Origin of the sequence: Nocardioides pelophilus (genome assembly GCF_014180685.1) — a bacterium.
Lineage (GTDB): Bacteria > Actinomycetota > Actinomycetes > Propionibacteriales > Nocardioidaceae > Nocardioides > Nocardioides pelophilus.
Window position 1 is genome coordinate 1 of record NZ_JACEHF010000287.1, and the last position, 2,094, is coordinate 2,094.

Annotated in this window: 3 protein-coding genes; all 3 read left to right on the forward strand. The window is 75.5% G+C overall.

Going from position 1 to position 2,094, the window contains the following annotated elements:
- Window positions 1-652: PfkB family carbohydrate kinase (locus tag H0488_RS22990; RefSeq protein WP_183101498.1), on the forward strand; the 652-nt coding region annotated here is incomplete at its 5' end.
- A 12-nt stretch (window positions 653-664) separates the two neighbouring features.
- Window positions 665-1,501 (forward strand): tRNA pseudouridine(38-40) synthase TruA, encoded by an 837-nt coding sequence (truA, locus tag H0488_RS22995; RefSeq protein WP_183101499.1) that lies wholly within the window; start codon window positions 665-667, stop codon window positions 1,499-1,501.
- On the forward strand, window positions 1,498-2,094 hold a 597-nt coding region (locus H0488_RS23000; RefSeq protein ID WP_183101500.1), incomplete at its 3' end, for a class I SAM-dependent methyltransferase. The genes truA and H0488_RS23000, both read left to right, overlap by 4 nt.

Below are 2,094 nucleotides of genomic sequence, written 5' to 3' on the forward strand. Positions count from 1 at the left end.
CGCCCGCGCCCGGACCGGCGCGGACGGCGCCGCGTCGTACGACTTCGACGTCGAGTGGCGGCTGGGGGCGGTCACCGTCGACGACGTCCAGGTGCTGCACGTCGGCTCGCTCGCGCCGCTGCTGGCTCCGGGCGCCGACACGGTCCTCGCGCTCGTCGAGCGCTTGGCGCCGACGACGACGGTGACCTACGACCTCAACATCCGGCCGGCGATCACCGGCACCGGCCCCGACGTGGTCGCCCGGGTGGAGGCGCTGGTCGCGCGGGCGGACCTGGTCAAGGCCTCCGACGAGGATCTCGCCGCGCTGTGGCCGGGGCTCGGGTACGACGACGCGATCGCCCACCTGGTCACCCTCGGGACGGGCAACGTGGTGGTGACGAAGGGCGCCGACGGCGCCGACTGGGCGTGGGGTCGGCGGCGCGGCGACCGCGTCTCCGTCGGGGCGCCGCGCGTGTTCGTCGTCGACACCATCGGCGCGGGCGACACGTTCGGCGCCGGCCTCCTCGACGCGCTCTGGGACCGGCTGGGGAGTCGGCTCGCCGGGCTGACGACGGAGGACCGCGCCGCCGCGCTCACCCATGCCGCCGCGTGCGCCGCGGTCACCGTGGCCCGGGTCGGCGCGGACCCGCCGTGGCGCGCGGAGCTCGCCTGAGAGACTGATCCGGTGCGGCTCCGGATCGATCTCGCCTACGACGGCACCGACTTCCACGGCTGGGCCGCTCAGCCGGCGCTGCGCACCGTGCAGGGCGAGCTGACGAGCGCGCTGGCGACGGTGCTCCGCACCCCGGCCGAGGAGCTGCGGATCGTCTGTGCCGGCCGCACCGACGCGGGCGTGCACGCCCGGGGCCAGGTGGCGCACGTCGACCTCCCCGAGGGCCTGGCCGCGGAGCCGGCCGGTGACGACCTGGCGTTGCTGTCGCGCCGGGTCAACGGCGTGCTGGCGCCCGACGCCCGCGTCCACCGGATCGCGGTCGCGCCGGACGGGTTCGACGCCCGGTTCGCCGCCGTGTGGCGCCGCTACGCCTACCGGATCGCCGACTCCGCCGAGCTGGTCGACCCGCTGCACCGACGCCACGTCCTCACCTGGCCGCGGCCCCTCGACGTCGACGCGATGAACGCGGCGGCCGCGCCGCTCGTCGGCCTCCACGACTTCGCCGCCTTCTGCAAGCAGCGGCCCGGAGCCACCACGATCCGCACCCTCCTCGAGCTCTCGTGGTCGCGCGACGACCACGGGGTCACGGTCGGGCACGTCAAGGCCGACGCGTTCTGCCACTCGATGGTGCGCGCGCTGGTCGGCTGCCTGGTCGCGGTCGGTGAGGGCCGTCGTCCGCCGGAGTGGGCGCGCGAGATCCTCACCGCGCAGCGGCGGGACCCGGCGGTCGCCGTACTCCATGCGCACGGGCTGACCCTCGAGGAAGTCGCCTACCCGCCGGACGCCGAGCTGGCCTCGCGGGTCGCGCAGACCTCGGCCAGGCGCGAGTCCGCGGAGGCGGACGCATGAGCGAGGACCACTACTTCACCGCCGACCCGGCAGCGCCGTTCCAGCGCACGGCCGTCGAGACCGAGGTGTGGGGGCAGCGGCTCGCGCTCACCAGCGGATCCGGGGTGTTCGCGAACGGCCGGTTGGACATCGGGACGTCGGTGCTCTTCCGCGAGACCGAGCCTCCGGCCGGCGGGCGGATCCTCGACCTCGGGTGCGGGTACGGCGTGATCGGGCTGGCCGTGTGTGCGGCTGTGCCCGCGGCTCGGGTGACGGCCGTCGACGTGAACCGGCGCGCGCTCCTGCTCGCCAACGAGAACGCCGCGGCGCACGGGGTGACCGACCGGTTCGCGGCGATGACGCCGGAGGAGGTCCCGGCGGACGCGGTGTTCGACGAGATCTGGTCGAACCCGCCGATCCGGATCGGCAAGGCCGCGCTGCACCAGCTGCTGCTCACCTGGCTCCCTCGGCTCGCGCCCGGCGGCCGCGCGGTCATGGTGGTCGGCAAGAACCTCGGGGCCGACTCGCTCCAGCGCTGGCTCGGCGAGCAGGGCTATCCCACCGAGCGGCTCGCGAGCGCGAAGGGCTTCCGGGTCCTCGAGACCCGGGCTGTC